Here is a 14487-nt window from a genome sequence, read left to right as displayed (position 1 = left end):
AGGTGAACCTGACTAGTGGCTGGCGATCGACTCGCGATCCTTCGCGCCGGCGATCTCGCCATGGTGGTCGCTGTGCGATGCTTCGAGCTCCTTCGGCGTGACCGGCGCAACGCGGTCCTCGAAGAAGAAGCGCGAGGCGCGCCCGTGAACCTTGTCGAGAAGGCTGATCTTGCCGTTCTCGTCCGGCTTCGGCACCATGACCTCGGGCGAGTCGAAGCTGACCAGCTTGTAGCGCTTGTAATCGTCGACGGGCTCGTGGACCTCGATGAACTCGCCGTGCGGCAGACGCACGATGCGGCCGGTTTCGCGGCCGTGCAGGGCGATCTCACGGTCCTTGCGCTGCAGGGCCAGCGCGATGCGTCGCGTGACCATGAAGGCGACGACCGGACCGATGAACAGCAGGGCACGCAACCAGTACGTGACATCGTTCAGCGAGACGAGGAAGTGCGTGGCGATCAGGTCGGAGCTCGCTGCTGCCCAGAGGACGCAGTAGAACACGATGCCTGCAACGCCGACGCCGGTACGGGCAGGAGCATTGCGCGGACGGTCGAGCAGGTGGTGCTCACGCTTGTCCTTCGTGACCCACGCCTCGATCCAGGGCCAGGCGAACATCAGGGTGAAGACGATGGCCGCAGGCACCAGGGCGGGAACCAGGACATTCAGGGACAGGGCGTTGACACCCCATGGGAACGGGATCATGAACTCGAAGTCGAAGTTGTCCCCGAGGGTTCCGGGCATCAGGCGGAGCGCACCATCGACCCACCCGATGTACCAGTCAGGCTGCGTGCCCGCCGACACAGGGGAGGGGTCGTACGGTCCGTAGTTCCAGATCGGGTTGATCGTGAACGCGGCGGCGATCGCGGCGAGGATGCCGAAGACGATGAAGAAGAATCCACCGGCCTTGGCCGCGTACACGGGCCCAACGGGGTAACCGACGACGTTCGTATTGGTCCGGCCGGGGCCAGGGAACTGCGAGTGCTTGTGCAGCACGACCATGAAGAGGTGGATGCCGATCATCAGCAGGATCACGGCGGGGATCAGCAGGATATGGAGCACGTACAGGCGCCCGATGATCATGGTGCCCGGGAACTCGCCACCGAAGAGGAAGAAGCTCAGGTAGGTGCCGACCACGGGGATGGCCTTCATGACGCCATCGATGATCCGCAGACCGTTGCCGGACAGAAGGTCATCGGGAAGCGAGTAGCCGGTGAAGCCTGCGGCGAGGCTCAGGATGACCAGCACGCAACCGACGACCCAGTTGAACTCCCGGGGGCGGCGGAAGGCGCCGGTGAAGAAGACCCGGAGCATGTGCACGGCCACCGAGGCTGCGAAGAGCAGTGCTGCCCAGTGGTGGAGCTGCCGCATGAAGAGGCCGCCTCGCACGTCGAACGAAATGTCCAACGAGGACGCGTAGGCGACGGACATCTCCACTCCGCGCAGCGGCAGGTAGCTGCCGTTGTAGTGCGTCTCTGCCATCGACGGATCGTAGAAGAACGTGAGGAACGTTCCGGTGATCAGCAGGATGACGAACGTGTAGAGCGCCACCTCACCGAACATGAAGGTCCAGTGATCGGGGAAGATCTTCCGGCCGAACTCCTTGACGATCCCCGAACCGCCGACCCTCGAGTCGACATAATCGGTGACCTTACCGACGCGCGTCTTCGGCACGTAGGTTTGCGTCGTCGTTGAGCTGCTCATGGTCAGCCTCGCTCCCAGAAACTAGGTCCTACGGGTTCTTGGAAATCGCTTGACGCGACGAGGTAACCCTCGTCGTCGACTTCGATGGGTAGCTGCGGCAGGGGACGCGCAGCCGGTCCGAAGATCACCTCGCACTCTTGCTCGAGGTCGAAGGTGGACTGGTGGCAGGGGCAGAGCAGGTGGTGCGTCTGCTGTTCGTAGAGCGCTACAGGGCAGCCGACGTGGGTACAGATTTTGGAGTACGCGACGATTCCGTCGTAGCCCCAGTTCTCGCGTCCGGGAGAAGGATTGAGCTCCTCAGGGTCCAGGCGCATCAGCAGGACGACTGCCTTGGCCTTCTCCTCGAGCTTGTTCTCGACCTCGTTGAGGCCCTCGGGGATCACGTGGAAGGCCGAACCGATCGTGACGTCGGAGGCACGGATTGGTGTGCCGCTCGGGTCTCGGGTCAGGCGCACCCCGGTGTCCCACATGGTGTGCTTCAGTGAGTTCCCGGGGAGGGGGCCGAGATCGCGGAAGATCGCAATGGCCGGGAGCGGCGCCAGGAGCGCCGCGCCGAGGAGCGTGTTGCGGATCAGTGGACGACGCTTGATGCCCGACTCGTCGAGGATGTCGTTGACGATCTTCTCCGCGTCCTGGCGGTCCTTCTCCGGGCGGATCTCGTGCCGGCTCTCGGTGACCTCGTGGTCCGGCATGAGCGTCTTGGCCCAGTGCACGATCCCGACGCCGATCCCCAGCATGGCGAAGGCGGTACCGAGACCGAGCATCAGGTTCTGAAGGCGAAGGCGCTCGATCGTCTCGTTCAGCGGAACGAAGAAGTAGCCGGCGAAGAACAGGAGCGTTCCGAGCACCGAGATGAGGAACAGGAGCGCCACCTGGCGCTCGGCGCGCTTCTCCGCGCGCGGGTCGCGGTCGGCCAGACGTGGCCGATGCGGCGGGAGGCCCGGGTTCTCGAACTCGTCGAGCTCGCGGCCCGGCGTAGCGACGGTGACCGAGGTTCCCGGAGCGCCGTTACTAGAGTCGGCCATGATCACTCTCATCCTTCTTTAGGTACTGCATTCGCAAGTCTGTAGTGGATTCGTACACGGTGTGTGTCCGGATGGTCAGGAGGACCTTGATGTGAGCCACACGGTGAAGGCGATGACGACGCCCAGACCGGCAACCCAGATGAACAGTCCTTCGGAGACCGGGCCGAGTGAGCCGAGTTCGGCGCCGCCAGGGGAGCCCTGCTCCTCGATGGTCTTCAGGAACGCGATGATGTCCTGCTTGTCCTCCGGCGAGATGTTCGCGTCGCTGAAGACCGGCATGTTCTGCGGGCCGGTGACCATCGCCTCGTAGATGTGCTTCTCGCTGGTGCCGTCGATCGACGGGGCGAACTTGCCCCGGGTCAACGCACCGCCGGCAGCAGCCGCGTTGTGGCACATGGCGCAGTTCACCCGGAACAGCTCGCCACCATTGGAGGAGTCGCCTTCTGACGCGTCCAGGATCTCCTCGGAGGGGATCGACGGGCCCGCTCCCAGCGAGGCCACGTAGGCCGCCATCTGGCGGATCTGCTCTTCGGTGAACTGAACGGGCTTGGCCTGCGCCTGGGGGCCGTTCATCTGCAGGGGCATACGGCCCGTGCCCACCTGGAAGTCCACGGAGGCGGCGCCGACGCCCACGAGGGACGGTGCCGCGTCGGATCCGGTGGCGCCCATACCGTGGCAGGAAGCGCAGTTGGCGGAGAACAGCTTGCTGCCCTCTTCGACGTCGTTCGCCGTGAATGTGGTGGTCTGTGCCTGCGCCTCGTTCGCGGTGCTAGCAGCGGCGTAAATCCCGCCGGTGACGAGGAGCGCCATCAGGAGCAGCGCAAATGCTGCTAGTGGGTGACGCCGCCTCTGGGAAAGTGCCTTCACGAAATGGTTCCTGCCTCTTGTGGTGCCAGAGCTGCTGAAGTTCTTCATTGAATTCTACCTTTAGTAGAAGAGTCTACGGGAGGTAATTACTGAAGGAAGTAGATGATGATGAAGAGGCCGATCCAGACGACGTCGACGAAGTGCCAGTAGTAGGACGTCACGATGGCGGAGGTCGCTTCGAAGTGACCGAAACGGCGGGCGATGAAGGCGCGGCCGATGATGAAGAGGAAGGCGATGAGTCCACCCACCACGTGGATTCCGTGGAATCCGGTGGTGATGTAGAAAGCGGACCCGAAAGCGTTCGACGACAGTGCCACGCCCTCGGAGACCAGCTCCGCGTACTCGTACGCCTGGACCGAGACGAAGATCGCACCCATGATGAACGTCAGCAGGAACCACTCGACCATGCCCCAGCGGGTGATCGCGAGAAGTCCGCCCGTCCTGCGCGGCTGCAGGCGCTCCGCCGCGAAGACGCCGAACTGGCAGCTGAACGAGCTCGAGACGAGAATGATCGTGTTGACGAGAGCGAACGGTACGTTCAGCTTCTCGGTCTCCATGGCCCACAACTCGCTCGACGTGGAACGCAGGGTGAAGTACATGGCAAAGAGGCCGGCGAAGAACATCAGTTCGCTGGACAGCCACACCACGGTTCCGACGGAGACCATGTTGGGGCGGTTGAGCGCTGGATGCGGGGCGGCGCTGGGGGCTTGGGTCGCAGATGTCACGGACTCATTATGCCCGCAAGATCGCGGCGATCACCAACGCGAAACGGGCGTCCGGCCGACCCGATCAGCAGGTAGCGGTCTCCAACGCCCGTGATTCCGCGGAAGTTCCCCGTAATGACTTTCTACAATTCGTAGATAATCTGGGACCGTGAGCCTGACAACGAGCCCTTCCACTGCGGTACCCACCTGGCCGTCCATCTTCTCGGCGCTCCTGGCGGGTGCCGATCTGAGTACCGGGCAGAGCCGCTGGGCGATGGACACCATCATGGCCGGCGAGGCGAGCCATGCCCAGATCGCAGGCTTCCTCATCGCGCTTCGCGCCAAGGGGGAGTCCGTGGGCGAGCTCTTCGGCCTGGTGCAGGCGATGCTGGGCCGGGCGCACCGGATAGATGTCGCCGGTCCGACGCTGGACATCGTAGGAACGGGCGGGGACGGCCTGAACACGCTGAACATCTCGACCATGGCGTCGCTGGTGGCCGTGGGAGCCGGCGCAAAGGTTGTCAAGCACGGAAATCGGGGGGCCTCGTCGGCCTCGGGGGCCGCCGACGTCATCGAGGAACTCGGCGTCAGGCTCGATCTCGCGCCCGCCGACGTCGCTCGGACGGCGGAGCGTGCCGGGATCACGTTCTGCTTCGCCCAGGTCTTCCATCCATCCATGAAACATGTGGCAGTGCCGCGGCGCGAACTCGGTGTACCGACCGCCTTCAACTTCCTCGGTCCGCTCAGCAACCCGGCCGGAGTGACGGCCCAGGCCCTTGGCTGCGCCGATTCGAGGATGGCGCCTCTGATGGCCGGCGTGCTCGCGGAACGGGGCATCCGCGCCCTGGTGTTCAGAGGTTCCGACGGGCGGGACAAGCTGACGACGAGCGGCTCCTCGACGGTGTGGGAGGTACGCGACGGCCGGGTGCAGTCCCACGAGGTCCATCCTGGCGACTTCGGGCTCGACGTCGTCCCCGTCGATGCGCTGAGGGGCACCGACGCGACCGGTAACGCGGCCGTGGTACGTGCGGTGCTCGCCGGGGAGCCCGGGCCGGTGCGCGACGCCGTGGTGCTCAACGCTGCCGCCGGGCTGGTTGCTCTCGACGAGGCCGCGGAAGGAAGTCTCGTGGAGCGGATCCGGTCGGCCATGGACCGCGCGCGTAGCTCGGTCGATTCCGGTGCCGCTGCCGCGGTCCTCGAGCGGTGGATCGAGGTCAGCCGGTCCTTCTGATCGCGCACATCGCGGGAGCGAACGCGTCGTGCGCCGACACGACCGGAGGATTCAACTGTCGAAGCCGAGCGAGAAGGCGGCGTCGAGGTCGTGCTGGGAGTACGAGCGGAAGGCGATCTGGGTCGTCGTCGATCGCACGCCCTCGATCTTTGACAGGCGGTCCGCGATGACGTCCGCCAGATCCTCGTGTCGGCTGACGCGGGCGATGGCGATGAGGTCCCATTCACCCGTCACCGAGTAGACCTCGCTGATCCCCTCGATCTCCGAGATCGCCTGGGCGCTTTCGGGGATGCGGGACGCGTCGGTCTGGATGAGGACGAATGCGGTGATCATGGCGTGCCTTTCGGGAGAGTCGGAACCTCGCACCTACGCTACCGGCTCACGATGCCGGTTCCGCCCGAGCGTGCGTGCAACGGCGCGCGGAAGGACGAGGAACGCTCCCAGGACCAGCAGGGTGACGATCTGGAAGCTCATGGCCACGCCGGCACCCGTCAGGGCACGCAGCGTGAGGCCTCCGATGACCGTGCCTGCCCACAGAAGGAGTGCAGTGGGTACCAGTGCTGCGGGAGAACGCCACGCACGCGTCGCCAGGGCCGTGAGGACATAGGCGAGGAGGAACGGCCAGGCTGTCTCGAGGACGCCGGAGACGTCTAGTCCGTGCTGGTGGGTGCGACGCCCCGAGGCTGCGAAGACAACGATGAGGACGACGTCGACGAGCGCCCATACGCCGGCGTTCCCGGCCGCTGACCCCCGTTGCCCCCCAGGGGTGAGGGGGCCGTTCGCATGCTCAGGCATGGCTCCAGCCTAGTGGTTGTCGCCGTCGTGCCGGTGGACTAGATTCGGGCGACAGCCCGCGCCCGACGCGGGCGACGAGCAAAGGACACCCCCATGGGATCGATCACTCCCTGCCTCTGGTTCGACGGCCAGGCAGAACAGGCCGCGGACCTCTATACCTCGGTTGTCAGGAACTCGCAGGTGGTGAGCGTGGCCCGTGCCGGGGGCAACCCGGACGACCCCGCGCTGACGGTCTCCTTCGAACTCGACGGGCAGCCGTTCGTCGCCTTGAACGGAGGACCGCAGTTCACCTTCACGGAAGCTGTGTCCTTCCAGATCGGGTGTGCGAACCAGGCGGAGGTGGACCACTACTGGGCGGCCCTGACGGCCGACGGGGGAGAGGAGAGCCGCTGCGGCTGGCTCAAGGACCGCTTCGGGCTGTCGTGGCAGATCGTCCCGACCGTGTTGCCGCAGCTGATAGGGGGCGATGACGCCGATGGCGCCCAACGGGCTGTCCAGGCGATGCTCCAGATGCACAAACTCGACATCGCTGCGCTCGAGGCCGCTTATCGCGGGGAGTGAGACATCGGCGCCCAGCCGGTAGGGGCGCTCCCTCCTGCGGTCACCGATCGGGAGACACAGGTTCCGCACAGCATCGGGAAAGCCCGCCCACAAGCGGCTCGACCACCGTTGCTCGCGGGGCATCTCGGTGTGAAGGAGTCCGCCGTCGCCGATGCCCTGCCGGCCCTCCGTGACGAGGCCCGTTCGGATGAAGAGGCCGGTGGCACGTTGGATCGCAAGGACAGGCCCGACGTCGCAGCGTCGCTCGCGGAGGCTCTCGGCCTCGACGAGCCGACGGTGCAGACCGCACTCGACGACCTGCGGACCGAGCGGCAGGAGGAGCGATCTGCAGCCCTGCAGGAACGCTTGGACGCTGCGGTGGCCGACGGCTCACTCACGCAGGAGCAGGCCGCCGGCGCCGCGAAGGCGGTCGAGCTGGGGATCCTCGGCGGGCACCGGTAGGAAGCGAGCTGCGGCAGCGTATCGCAGGGGCACGGACTGTCGCCTCCCGGTGAGCAACCATCAGGGACCGCAGCACGCGTTTCGTGCTGCGGACCCTGATGGTCCGCAGTGGTCCTTCGAGCGGCCCGCCGGCGGGCGCACCCTGATCCCAGGAATGACGCGGACCAAAGAGATCATCTGCTCGGACCAGCGGCCGGTCATGGAGCTCGACCTCAGGGCAGCCTGCCCGGCCTGAGTACCGAGGCTATATGAGCGCTCGCCGGATCCAGGCGTACAGGGCTCAGGAGCACAGCAGGTCCCCGGTGCAGTGTTCCGCCGGTCAGCGGGCGGCAGCGCAGCCCTCCTCGCCCGCGCATGGCCTTGTGCGCGCCGGGAGCGAGGACCCGATCCATCCACGCGCAGGGGTGCGCGTGCCGGCCGCCGTGGAGATCCACCCGGCCGTTCCGCGACTCGAGAGCGAAGTCCTGCCCGATGAGCGGTGTCAGCTCCGCACCCCGCAGCACCACGTTGCGGCGCGGAAGCAGCGGATCGAATGGAGCGGCGCCGAGGCCGGCAGCGATGGCCTCGAGCGACTCGACGGCGAACAGGGTCACCGCTGCGTCCATGTGGGCCGCCTTGCCGAAGAACCTGTCTCCGACGATCCCCTTGCCTTCGACCACGACGACGCTGTCGGCGTCGGTCGTGGCGACGTCGGCAGCGCCGTCGCGGGACCGCCCGAAGTAGGCGTGCGAGGGCGATGCCAGCAGGTGCAGGATCTCGACGTCGTACCGGAAACCAAGGGTCATGCTCCTACGCTAACGTCTCGGTGCGCAGCATGAACGAGCAGGTCCGCCATCCTTATAGGCTGGAGGACATGACTGAACCCTCAGGCGCCGCTGCAGAGGGACGCAGTGTCTTCACACGCCCCGCCAAGCCGCCTCGCCGCCAGCCCGGACTCTCGCGCGACCGCATCGTCGAAGCGTCGATAGCCCTTCTCGACCGTGAGGGCCCCGCCTCCCTGACGATGAGGAAGGTAGCGGCGGAGCTCGGCGTTCACGCCACGAGCCTCTACTGGCACGTGGAACGACGCGAGGACCTCGTAGATCTCGCTGTGGACCACGTTCTGGCGCCGGAGGCGGCCGCGCCCCTGGCACAGCTGGACTGGGACGCAACCGTGCGCGAAGTAGCCTGCAGACTATACGCGGCCTTCACCAGGCATCCCTGGGCTGCCCTCTTCGCCGGCACACGTCCTGCCATCGGGCCCAATGCGCTGGTGCTGGCCGGCCAGCTGATCTCCGCACTCGCAGCGACGGGTGCGACGGAACGCGACCAAGCCATTGCGGGCACTGCCGTGTCCAACTTCGTGCTCGGAGCCGCGACCGCCGCTGCGGGCGCTCAGGCGATGGGGCCGAGCGATCCCGAGTCGCCACAGGCGAAGGAGGTATTTGCCCGCGTGTCCGCTGTCGCGGAAACACCGGACTCGCACCGCGTCTGGCAGTCGTTCTTCGACGAGGGGCTCGACCTCCTGCTCACCGGCATCCATGCCCGCTTGGACGCAAAGGATGCAGGAAGCGGGGGCTCCTAGGCGGAGTCCCTCGGTGGTTCGCCGGCATCAGCTACGTGTCATCGACATCAGGCACCGAGGGGATGCAAGTCAGGAGCGGGCAGCAGGGCGGGAATCGGATCGATGTCCTGTCGGAGCGCCGCTCCGTCGAGGTGTACGCCGGGCACGGGCGTACGGAAGACGGGCGCCGATGTGCGTTCGCATTGCCGAAGGGCAGCGGCGTCGGCATCCGGATCGCTGGTGGCTTCCTCGAACATGACGTCGACGTCGAGATCGATGTCGCGGTCCGCGGGGCCGGCGCCGCGAGGCGCATCGTGAATCATCCTGTACGAGTCTGAGGTCGGCATGTCGGAAGTATGTCAGCACGGGATGACGAACAGGAGAACGGCGTGCGAACGGAATCCTCCGCTGTCAGCTCTGGCCGGATCCGACGACGGCGTCGAGGAGCCCGGGGAAGCGGCCGTCGATATCGGCTCGTCGAAGGGTCATGGTGATAACCCTTCCCTCCCGGGTCTGCTGCAGAAGCCCACTCTCGCGCAGGACCCGCCAGTGGTGGCTCGCAGTCGACTGAGGTACGTGCGGCAATGCGGTCGTGCAGTTCAGATGTTCGCCCTGGCTGAGGCGTTTGACGACCTCGAGCCGGATGGGGTTGCCAAGAGCGCTGAGCACGTTCGCCAGAACGAACTCCTCGGGACCGGGGTGAGCGAGTTGCATACTTCGATTATAATCGATGCGACGCGGTGCTTTGTAGATTACCCCAGCTCGCCCGGTTGCAGCGTGAGAAGTGGCCGCAGATGCGCGGCTCCTCGGAGCAGCCGGCAGAACGGACTGCTTGCGGGTCAGCCCGAGCAGCGCTCCTGCAGCTCGCGGACTTCGCGTAACACCGTGATCAGTGACTCGTTGCCCTGCCGGAAGCTCTCGACAGCGTCTCGGAGCTCAGTGATCTGACTGGCTAGCTCCGGCGGGGCTGTTCTGGCGATTTCATCGATCTCGAGCAGCAGGCCGAGCGGATCTGTGCCGAGCTGTTCGGGTGCTGTGCGCACCATCTCCAGGATGCGGGCACACGCGCCATCGACGGTGTCGATGGCCACGTCGGAGGCGGGCGTACCAGGGGGTGCCGCGCTTGCCGGCGGTTCTGTGGCGGGCTGCTGGGTACCGGGCTGTGGACCGGCGAGCGAACAACCGGCAAGGACCAGCAGCACGGCCGTCAGGGACAGCGCACGGCGCATGGGCGATCGGGTAGCGCGGAGTGTCGGCACGACGAATCTCCTGTTCTGGTCGGGAAGAGCGGTCAACGCATCGAAGGCGTTTCTATCTTCACAGAAGTCTTGGAGGCATTCACCGTCCAGACGGGGATTCCGGCGCAGCCCTCGCGCAACAAATCCGAGAGATACGGGATCACTGGACAATTCAGGACGGCGATGTGGCTCGGGAGATCGTACGCGGGGGAGCTGTAACCGATGCTTCTTGCGGTGTCGACGAATCGCGGCGCACGACCTGTTGCGTGTCTTTCGACCTGCGTATGGTCGAGGCTTGCGTGGATGTTCAGGGCGGCGGCACATGCACCTATCCAGGAGAACCATGCGGGGGAGCTGTCGAGAAGCATGGCACTTCTGACAACGCGGTCTGGCGAACCTCCGGTGTGGCCATGCGGCAGGGCCATCGATTCCAGCCTGGAGCCAACGGTTCCAGCTCATCGGCGCGGCCAGGGCCGACGATCAGGGCAACGGTACCCCGCGGGCACAGCAGCCTCAGCGCTTCGATCAGTGGGCGCTGTCGGCACCGGAGGCGACAGGAGCGAGAGCCCTTTCCGAGCCACTACCTGACATAATGTAGATTATCGGCGAGTCGAATGAGACGCCTCGAGAGTGGGTCCGTCGAGCTGGGTATGTCGTTCAATACGTCGTTCAGTTACCCCGGAGCCGCGTGCGCCAGATTCGGGTCCTGGGCACTTTCGGAGCGTGATGCCGACAGCTGGGCTATGACCTGTTCGGCTTGCTCACGAGCCTGAAGAACGAGCTGCATACATGCTTTAGGCCCGAGTTGAGCGCCGAAGAACAGCCGGAGCATGAGTCCGTTCCGCGTCTTGGGCATCTGCGGTTCCTCAGCGAGCAGTTCACGGAGTCGACCGATTCCCGCGTCGGTGACACTGAAGATTCCCGAGCGCGACCCGTCCACCTCGCGTCGCTCGACCAGCCCATTCCGCTCGAGCGCACCCAATGCCGGGTAGATCTGACCGAAGCTCTCGCTCCAGAAGTGGCCCAAGGTATCCCTGATTTCCTCCCTTGACCGGCATTCCAGCTTGCGCACGAGTATCGCCTGTCAACGCGCGCTCGAAGGCGCTATCGGATCAGGGCAACACCTCAAGGCACACCGCCACTCAAGGCACACCGTCAGGAGGCGCTCAGGCCCCCACGTAGTCCGCCAGGTGCCGTCCAGTCAGCGTTGCCCTGGTCGCAGCGAGATCAGCCGGCGTTCCTTCGAAGACGATCCGTCCGCCGTCGTGGCCGGCGCCGGGCCCGATGTCGATGATCCAGTCGGCGTGCGCCATGACGGCCTGGTGGTGCTCGATGACCATCACCGACTTCCCGGCATCGACCAGCCGGTCCAGCAACCCGAGCAGATTCTCGACGTCGGCAAGATGCAGGCCGGCCGTCGGCTCGTCCAGCACGAGGACGCCTCCCTTCTCCCCCATGTGCGTCGCCAGCTTCAGGCGTTGCCGTTCGCCGCCGGACAGCGTCGTCAGCGGCTGGCCGAGGCTCAGGTAGCCGAGACCGACATCGGAGAGTCTGCCCAGGATTGCGTGGGCTGCCGGTACTTTCGCGTCGCCCGTGCGGAAGAAGGCCAGTGCTTCCGTGACGGGCATCGCGAGGACTTCGCTGATGTCCTTCCCGCCGAGCCTGTACTCGAGCACCTCGGCGAGGAATCGCTTGCCACCGCACACCTCGCACGTCGTCGCGACGCCGGCCATCATGGCGAGGTCAGAGAAGATGACACCGGCCCCGTTGCATGTGGGGCATGCGCCCGCCGAATTGGCGCTGAACAGGGCCGGCTTGACGCCGTTGGCCTTCGCGAACGCCTTCCGGATCGGCTCGAGCATCCCGGTGTAGGTCGCCGGATTGCTGCGGCGTGATCCCTTGATCGCTGTCTGGTCCACCGCGACGACGCCATCCCGACGGGATACGGATCCGTGGATCAGGGAGCTCTTCCCCGAGCCGGCCACGCCCGTGACCACGCACAGGACCCCGAGGGGGATGTCGACGTCGACGTCGCGCACGTTGTGCGAGGTGGCTCCCCTGATCTCCAGGACGCCGTTTCGTGGGCGCAGGGTCTCCTTGAAGGACGCGCGGTCGTCGAGGTGCCGGCCGGTGAGCGTACCGCTGCTCCGCAGGCCCTCCACGGTGCCCTCGAAGCAGACGGTCCCGCCCTCGGTTCCGGCACCAGGACCGAGGTCGACGACGTGGTCGGCGATCGCGATCATCTCGGGCTTGTGTTCGACCACCAGCACCGTGTTGCCCTTGTCCCGGAGCCTCAGCAGAAGGTCGTTCATGCGCTGGATGTCGTGCGGATGCAACCCGATGGTGGGCTCGTCGAACACGTAGGTGATGTCCGTGAGCGATGAGCCGAGGTGCCTGATCATCTTCGTGCGCTGGGACTCACCGCCGGACAGGGTACCGGACGGGCGATCGAGGCTCAGATAGCCGAGCCCGATCTCGACGAACGAGTCGAGGGTCTTCCCCAGAGCGGTCAGCAGCGGTGCGACCGACGGTTCGTGCAGGTTCCGGACCCAGGCTGCGAGGTCGCTGATCTGCAGCGCGCACGCGTCGGCGATGCTGATGCCGTCGATCTTCGACGACCGGGCGGCTGCGCTCAGCCTGGTGCCGTCACACTCGGGACACGTGGTGAAGGTGATGGCGCGGTCGACGAACGCGCGGATATGAGGCTGCATCGCCTCGCGGTCCTTCGACAGCATCGACTTCTGGATCTTGGGGACAAGACCCTCGTAGGTGATGTTGATCCCGTCCACCTTGATCTTGGTGGGTTCCTTATAGAGGAGGTCCTGCAACTCGCGCTTGGTGAAGTTCCGGATGGGCTTGTCGGCATCGAAGAAACCGCAGCCGCCGAAGATCCGGCCGTACCAGCCATCCATGCTGTAACCGGGAATGGTCAGGGCGCCGCCGTTGAGCGACTTGGAGTCGTCGTACAACTGCGTGAGGTCGATATCGGTCACCGATCCCATGCCCTCGCATCGCGGGCACATCCCGCCGGTGATGGTGAAGCTGCGGCGCTCCTTCACCGTGGTGCCGCCCCGCTCCATGGTGACAGCACCGGCTCCGCTGATGGACGCGACGTTGAAGGAGAAAGCCTGCGGTGAGCCGACGTAGGGCTGACCCAGGCGCGAGAACACGATCCGGAGCATCGCATTCACGTCCGTGGCGGTACCCACGGTGGAGCGCGGATTGGCGCCCATGCGTTCCTGGTCCACGATGATCGCCGTCGTCAGGCCCTCGAGGACGTCCACGTCGGGCCGCGCCAGCGTGGGCATGAATCCCTGCAGAAACGCGCTGTAGGTCTCGTTGATCATGCGTTGCGACTCCGCGGCGATGGTATCGAAGACCAGCGAGCTCTTGCCGGAACCGGAGACACCGGTGAAGACCGAGAGCCTCCGCTTCGGGATGTCGATCGAGACGTCCTTCAGGTTGTTCTCCCGCGCGCCCTGCACCCGGATGAGGTCGTGGCTGTCCGCTGCGTGCTGCACGCCCTGTGCGGCGTCCGTCGTTGCGATGCTCATGGTGCCTCCATCAGTTGGGCGGGCGCTTCAGCTCCCATGCGTGGTGGTGCAGGTGACGACGGCGTGTCCGAGGCCATCCGCAGCACGTCCGATTCTCCGTCGTCGCGCTCCAACCGGCAATGGGGCGCTCGCGCGTTCCTGTCCGCGATTGTGCTTTGCTGGAGCCATGAGTGCCGATGCTTCAAGCAACCAGTACCCCGATCGGCTGTCATTAACCGACCTGGTGAGCAGGGTCGAAGCCATCCTGGACGGCGATGTGCCGCCCATCGTGACTGCCGGCGATCCTGTTCTTCGCCGACCCGCGCAGGATTTCGACGGTCAGCTCGACGACGACACACTGGGTCGGCTCGTGGCGGTGATGCGGCGCGTCATGCAGGAGGCGCCGGGCGTCGGACTCGCCGCGCCGCAGATCGGCATTCCCCTGCGCATCGCCGTGCTCGAGGATCAGGGCGTCCAGGATGCAGCGATCGCCGCAGCCCGCACGCGCACTCCCCTGCCCTTCACCGTAATCATCAATCCCCGGTACGAGGCGGCCGGTGACCGTCTGGACGCGTTCTACGAGGGCTGCCTTTCAGTGCCCGGATACCAGGCCGTCGTCGAGCGCCACCACAGCATCACGGCCACCTACACCCAGCCGAACGGACTCACGGTCACGCACCGCTTCGACGGCTGGCCCGCACGCATAGTCCAGCACGAGACGGACCACCTGAACGGACGGCTGTACCTCGACCGTGCGATCCTTCGGTCACTCACCTCCAACGCCGAGTCCGGACGCTGGGCCGGACCCTCCATCGACGGCGCGCGGCGGGGCCTCGACTTCTGAGGCCCCG

The 14487-nt window shown here is 65.8% G+C and carries 17 protein-coding genes; 5 read left to right on the top strand and 12 right to left on the bottom strand.

The annotated features are described in order from the left end of the window. Positions 1–12: 12 nt before the first annotated feature. From FDK12_RS12820 to FDK12_RS12805, 4 genes are all read right to left on the bottom strand, one after another. Positions 13–1698: a cytochrome b gene (locus FDK12_RS12820; RefSeq protein ID WP_137369924.1), complete on the bottom strand. Its 1686-nt coding sequence runs from the start codon at positions 1696–1698 to the stop codon at positions 13–15. A gap of 2 nt (positions 1699–1700) precedes the next feature. Then, the gene (locus FDK12_RS12815; protein WP_137369923.1) at positions 1701–2723 is read right to left on the bottom strand and encodes a ubiquinol-cytochrome c reductase iron-sulfur subunit; all 1023 of its coding nucleotides are present in this window, start codon (positions 2721–2723) and stop codon (positions 1701–1703) included. Positions 2724–2798: 75 nt separating this feature from the next. Then, complete coding sequence (locus FDK12_RS12810; RefSeq protein ID WP_104119212.1) at positions 2799–3590, bottom strand: c-type cytochrome; 792 nt, start codon at positions 3588–3590, stop codon at positions 2799–2801. A gap of 86 nt (positions 3591–3676) precedes the next feature. Continuing rightward, positions 3677–4315, bottom strand: a complete 639-nt coding sequence (locus tag FDK12_RS12805; protein WP_104119213.1) for a heme-copper oxidase subunit III — start codon at positions 4313–4315, stop codon at positions 3677–3679. Between the two features lie 148 nt (positions 4316–4463). Between FDK12_RS12805 and trpD the strand changes: the two genes are divergently transcribed. Beyond that, positions 4464–5525 (top strand): anthranilate phosphoribosyltransferase, encoded by a 1062-nt coding sequence (gene trpD / locus FDK12_RS12800; RefSeq protein WP_137369922.1) that lies wholly within the window; start codon positions 4464–4466, stop codon positions 5523–5525. Between the two features lie 51 nt (positions 5526–5576). Here the strand turns inward: trpD and FDK12_RS12795 are convergent, their stop codons facing one another. Next, complete coding sequence (locus FDK12_RS12795; protein ID WP_104119215.1) at positions 5577–5858, bottom strand: Lrp/AsnC family transcriptional regulator; 282 nt, start codon at positions 5856–5858, stop codon at positions 5577–5579. A 33-nt stretch (positions 5859–5891) separates the two neighbouring features. Next, positions 5892–6320: a DUF3054 domain-containing protein gene (locus FDK12_RS12790; RefSeq protein ID WP_137369921.1), complete on the bottom strand. Its 429-nt coding sequence runs from the start codon at positions 6318–6320 to the stop codon at positions 5892–5894. 93 nt (positions 6321–6413) lie between these two features. Here FDK12_RS12790 and FDK12_RS12785 point away from each other — a divergent pair, with 93 nt between their 5' ends. Beyond that, positions 6414–6881: a VOC family protein gene (locus FDK12_RS12785; protein ID WP_137369920.1), complete on the top strand. Its 468-nt coding sequence runs from the start codon at positions 6414–6416 to the stop codon at positions 6879–6881. Positions 6882–7010: 129 nt separating this feature from the next. Next, the gene (locus tag FDK12_RS12780; RefSeq protein WP_137369919.1) at positions 7011–7322 is read left to right on the top strand and encodes a hypothetical protein; all 312 of its coding nucleotides are present in this window, start codon (positions 7011–7013) and stop codon (positions 7320–7322) included. A gap of 212 nt (positions 7323–7534) precedes the next feature. Here FDK12_RS12780 and FDK12_RS12775 read toward each other — a convergent pair whose 3' ends face one another. Continuing rightward, the gene (locus FDK12_RS12775; RefSeq protein WP_137369918.1) at positions 7535–8107 is read right to left on the bottom strand and encodes an MOSC domain-containing protein; all 573 of its coding nucleotides are present in this window, start codon (positions 8105–8107) and stop codon (positions 7535–7537) included. Positions 8108–8175: 68 nt separating this feature from the next. Here FDK12_RS12775 and FDK12_RS12770 point away from each other — a divergent pair, with 68 nt between their 5' ends. Continuing rightward, on the top strand, positions 8176–8886 hold the full coding sequence (locus tag FDK12_RS12770) for a TetR/AcrR family transcriptional regulator (RefSeq protein WP_137369917.1): 711 nt from the start codon (positions 8176–8178) through the stop codon (positions 8884–8886). A gap of 47 nt (positions 8887–8933) precedes the next feature. Here FDK12_RS12770 and FDK12_RS12765 read toward each other — a convergent pair whose 3' ends face one another. The 5 genes from FDK12_RS12765 to FDK12_RS12745 all read right to left on the bottom strand — a co-directional run bounded on the left by FDK12_RS12765 (position 8934) and on the right by FDK12_RS12745 (position 13657). Next, positions 8934–9212 carry a hypothetical protein gene (locus FDK12_RS12765; RefSeq protein ID WP_137369916.1) on the bottom strand — a complete coding sequence of 93 codons (279 nt, stop codon included), beginning with the start codon at positions 9210–9212 and terminating at the stop codon, positions 8934–8936. 64 nt (positions 9213–9276) lie between these two features. Beyond that, the gene (locus FDK12_RS12760) at positions 9277–9579 is read right to left on the bottom strand and encodes an ArsR/SmtB family transcription factor (RefSeq protein WP_137369915.1); all 303 of its coding nucleotides are present in this window, start codon (positions 9577–9579) and stop codon (positions 9277–9279) included. A gap of 125 nt (positions 9580–9704) precedes the next feature. Further along, the gene (locus FDK12_RS12755) at positions 9705–10124 is read right to left on the bottom strand and encodes a hypothetical protein (RefSeq protein WP_137369914.1); all 420 of its coding nucleotides are present in this window, start codon (positions 10122–10124) and stop codon (positions 9705–9707) included. Between the two features lie 652 nt (positions 10125–10776). Beyond that, positions 10777–11175 (bottom strand): PadR family transcriptional regulator, encoded by a 399-nt coding sequence (locus FDK12_RS12750; RefSeq protein WP_223263268.1) that lies wholly within the window; start codon positions 11173–11175, stop codon positions 10777–10779. 94 nt (positions 11176–11269) lie between these two features. Further along, positions 11270–13657, bottom strand: a complete 2388-nt coding sequence (locus FDK12_RS12745; protein ID WP_137369912.1) for an ATP-binding cassette domain-containing protein — start codon at positions 13655–13657, stop codon at positions 11270–11272. Between the two features lie 166 nt (positions 13658–13823). Between FDK12_RS12745 and FDK12_RS12740 the strand changes: the two genes are divergently transcribed. Then, entirely contained in the window at positions 13824–14480 is a 657-nt protein-coding gene (locus FDK12_RS12740; protein WP_137369911.1) for a peptide deformylase, read from the top strand. The last annotated feature ends 7 nt before the right edge of the window (positions 14481–14487 follow it).

Source organism: Arthrobacter sp. NamB2 (assembly GCF_005281365.1).
Taxonomy (GTDB): Bacteria; Actinomycetota; Actinomycetes; order Actinomycetales; family Micrococcaceae; genus Arthrobacter_D.
Note: the sequence above shows the minus strand (reverse complement) of the source record. Positions and strands in the feature narration are given on the sequence as shown.

Excerpts from the sequence above, each read along its gene's own strand:
- FDK12_RS12745 (WP_137369912.1), bottom strand. The coding sequence starts at position 13,657 with ATGAGCATCGCAACGACGGACGCCGCACAGGGCGTGCAGCACGCAGCG.
- FDK12_RS12740 (WP_137369911.1), top strand. The coding sequence starts at position 13,824 with ATGAGTGCCGATGCTTCAAGCAACCAGTACCCCGATCGGCTGTCATTA.
- FDK12_RS12775 (WP_137369918.1), bottom strand. The coding sequence starts at position 8,107 with ATGACCCTTGGTTTCCGGTACGACGTCGAGATCCTGCACCTGCTGGCA.
- FDK12_RS12785 (WP_137369920.1), top strand. The coding sequence starts at position 6,414 with ATGGGATCGATCACTCCCTGCCTCTGGTTCGACGGCCAGGCAGAACAG.
- FDK12_RS12765 (WP_137369916.1), bottom strand. The coding sequence starts at position 9,212 with ATGCCGACCTCAGACTCGTACAGGATGATTCACGATGCGCCTCGCGGC.
- FDK12_RS12795 (WP_104119215.1), bottom strand. The coding sequence starts at position 5,858 with ATGATCACCGCATTCGTCCTCATCCAGACCGACGCGTCCCGCATCCCC.
- FDK12_RS12790 (WP_137369921.1), bottom strand. The coding sequence starts at position 6,320 with ATGCCTGAGCATGCGAACGGCCCCCTCACCCCTGGGGGGCAACGGGGG.
- FDK12_RS12760 (WP_137369915.1), bottom strand. The coding sequence starts at position 9,579 with ATGCAACTCGCTCACCCCGGTCCCGAGGAGTTCGTTCTGGCGAACGTG.
- FDK12_RS12820 (WP_137369924.1), bottom strand. The coding sequence starts at position 1,698 with ATGAGCAGCTCAACGACGACGCAAACCTACGTGCCGAAGACGCGCGTC.
- FDK12_RS12815 (WP_137369923.1), bottom strand. The coding sequence starts at position 2,723 with ATGGCCGACTCTAGTAACGGCGCTCCGGGAACCTCGGTCACCGTCGCT.
- FDK12_RS12770 (WP_137369917.1), top strand. The coding sequence starts at position 8,176 with ATGACTGAACCCTCAGGCGCCGCTGCAGAGGGACGCAGTGTCTTCACA.